Origin of the sequence: Borreliella garinii (assembly GCF_001922545.1) — a bacterium.
GTDB lineage: Bacteria > Spirochaetota > Spirochaetia > Borreliales > Borreliaceae > Borreliella > Borreliella garinii.
On sequence record NZ_CP018754.1, the window covers coordinates 1 to 2,114 of the forward strand.

A 2,114-nucleotide genomic window follows, 5' to 3' on the forward strand; every position below is an offset into this window, starting at 1 on the left:
AGTAGTTACACTATAAATAACCCTATCATCTTAAGAATAAATGTTTTAATATATTAATGGTGCATAACTCTGAACATACTATTCAAAATGAAGAAAATAAATATATTTATTCCCAAATTCATCTCCTCCCAATTTTTATTTAAATTCTCCTTCTATGCTTATTTAGTTTTATGTTATCAATACTTAATATCTAGCTCATAATCTTGATTACTAATATAAATGTGATATAATGACGGGATATTCTAATAATATTCTATTTTAGATAGAGGCAATATAATGAATTTAATGATTAAAGAAGTGTTAATGATATCCAGTTTGTTTTGTAGCGGTATCTCTTGTAAGCTATATGAAAAGCTTACAGATAAAACCAAACAGATTTTGGCCAACAATAAGTATTTTGTCAATAATAATAAAGATATAAATAATAATAAAAGTATAAATTCTACTAATAAGCTAGATAATAATTCTCTAGATTCTGTAGAAGACAACAACAGAAGTGATCGTAAGGCTAGGAGCATTAGTAGTGGAAAAGCAAATAATCAAGAACAAAATAATAAGAATCAAAGGAAGAAAAAAGAAAAGTGAAGAAAGTAATAATTTAGAAACACAAATAAATAATAATTTAAACACAAAGCACTCTAATACTAGTAAAGTAGATAACAATAAACATAATACTGGTAGAAAATCTCAACAAGTTAATAAGGAATCTAACGAAGCTATTACTGCTAGGGAAATTATGTACGAAGCTGAAACTTTTTTAGAACAAACTGAGAAAATAACTGCAGACTTAGAAACAACAAAATCAAAACTTGATAAGATAAAAAGTGTTATTGAGGGGGCTCGTTCTTATTTAAATACTGCTAGAAAATCTAAATATAATGCTAACAATAATACATTACTATTACATAACTTAAACCAAGAAATTAATAAAGTTAATAGCAGCCATGCTCCTGCCAAATCTCATTGCAATGATGCAATTGGTGCTTTAGCAAGATCTAAGGATAATGTCGAGAATGCAAAAAGAAAAGCAGAAGGGGCTTTAGAAGAAGCTACAAAAGACATACCTCTTTAGGGTATAATTATCTTTACTATTCTTGGATAGCTAATGTTCAACAAGCAATCAAGAATGCTAAAAGCTTGTTTGAGAATGCTAAGAATAAACAAGAAGAACTTAACGATAAGATGAATAAGGCAAATGTAGAGCTTCTTAAATTAGAACAAGCATATAAAGTTTTGCAAACTAAAAAATCTTAGAAATAGGGTTATAATCCTAAAAATTATAAAAATTTATACGAAAGGCTTCTCTAAACTTTAATTTTGGTTATTTTCTAGATTAGTATTGATATGGGGTTTTGGATTGCCCTTTCCAATAGGTACACATAATATGAAAATTGAATTTAATATTGCTACAATAAAGCTAAGCTTAATAATATTAATTTGGGGTTTTTCAAAATGCTCTCCTTATAAATTTGAATTACCAAACATTAGTTTTAATTCAAAATAACAATATTAAATTTATTTGATATTGAAAATTTAATTTCTATTGCATGTTTTTAGCGACAATTTAGATTGTATGAATAAAAAAAGAGAAGTTAATTCTTCTCTTTTTGAAATCTCAAGTGCAACATATTATTTTTTTTATTTAGATTAATCAGCTTGATTTAGTAGATAACTACTACGATGAAAGTATTTATCCTTTATGTGCTTTGCTAGCGCTTCAGCATTTGTTTTAATGCCGCCAACATTTTTATTGTAAGCATCAATAGTTGCATTTAAGGTTTTAGTAAAGTTTTGTTTTATCCTTAAATCACGTTTTACATCTTGTAGTAACGTTTCGGCTTCTTTTATGCTTAGAGTATGTAATTTATCTTGTATTTTTTTTAAATGTATATCTTCTAATTGCAGTTGAATATCCCTTGATGTTTCTAGAAATTTACGAGCTACTCTTCGGTTCTTATCTGTATCAAGTGTTTCAAGAATTTCTTTTAATGCCAATATTTTTTTTGTATCGTAATTTAGGGATGGATAAATTATTCTTTTTAATTTCATTTTTGCATTAAACATAAAATAATCATCTCTTTGAAGTTTAAAAGTCTCTAGGAAATCATATTGAA

General features: G+C 26.5%; 3 protein-coding genes and 1 pseudogene. 2 read left to right on the forward strand and 2 right to left on the reverse strand.

Annotated features, from left to right (window positions below):
* The first annotated feature begins 276 nt into the window (after positions 1–276).
* Both BLA33_RS05730 and BLA33_RS06050 read left to right on the forward strand, forming a co-directional pair.
* On the forward strand, positions 277–585 hold the full coding sequence (locus BLA33_RS05730) for a hypothetical protein (RefSeq protein WP_029347008.1): 309 nt from the start codon (positions 277–279) through the stop codon (positions 583–585).
* Positions 524–1,072: a hypothetical protein gene (locus BLA33_RS06050; protein ID WP_233436625.1), complete on the forward strand. Its 549-nt coding sequence runs from the start codon at positions 524–526 to the stop codon at positions 1,070–1,072. Before BLA33_RS05730 ends, BLA33_RS06050 begins: the two co-directional genes overlap by 62 nt.
* Before the next feature lie 239 nt (positions 1,073–1,311).
* Here BLA33_RS06050 and BLA33_RS06185 read toward each other — a convergent pair whose 3' ends face one another.
* Together BLA33_RS06185 and BLA33_RS05740 are read right to left on the reverse strand one after the other, a co-directional pair.
* Positions 1,312–1,437 (reverse strand): hypothetical protein, encoded by a 126-nt coding sequence (locus BLA33_RS06185; protein ID WP_157651916.1) that lies wholly within the window; start codon positions 1,435–1,437, stop codon positions 1,312–1,314.
* Positions 1,438–1,647: 210 nt separating this feature from the next.
* Positions 1,648–2,112: pseudogene (locus BLA33_RS05740) on the reverse strand (complement regulator-acquiring protein); the annotation flags it as partial.
* Between the last annotated feature and the right edge of the window lie 2 nt (positions 2,113–2,114).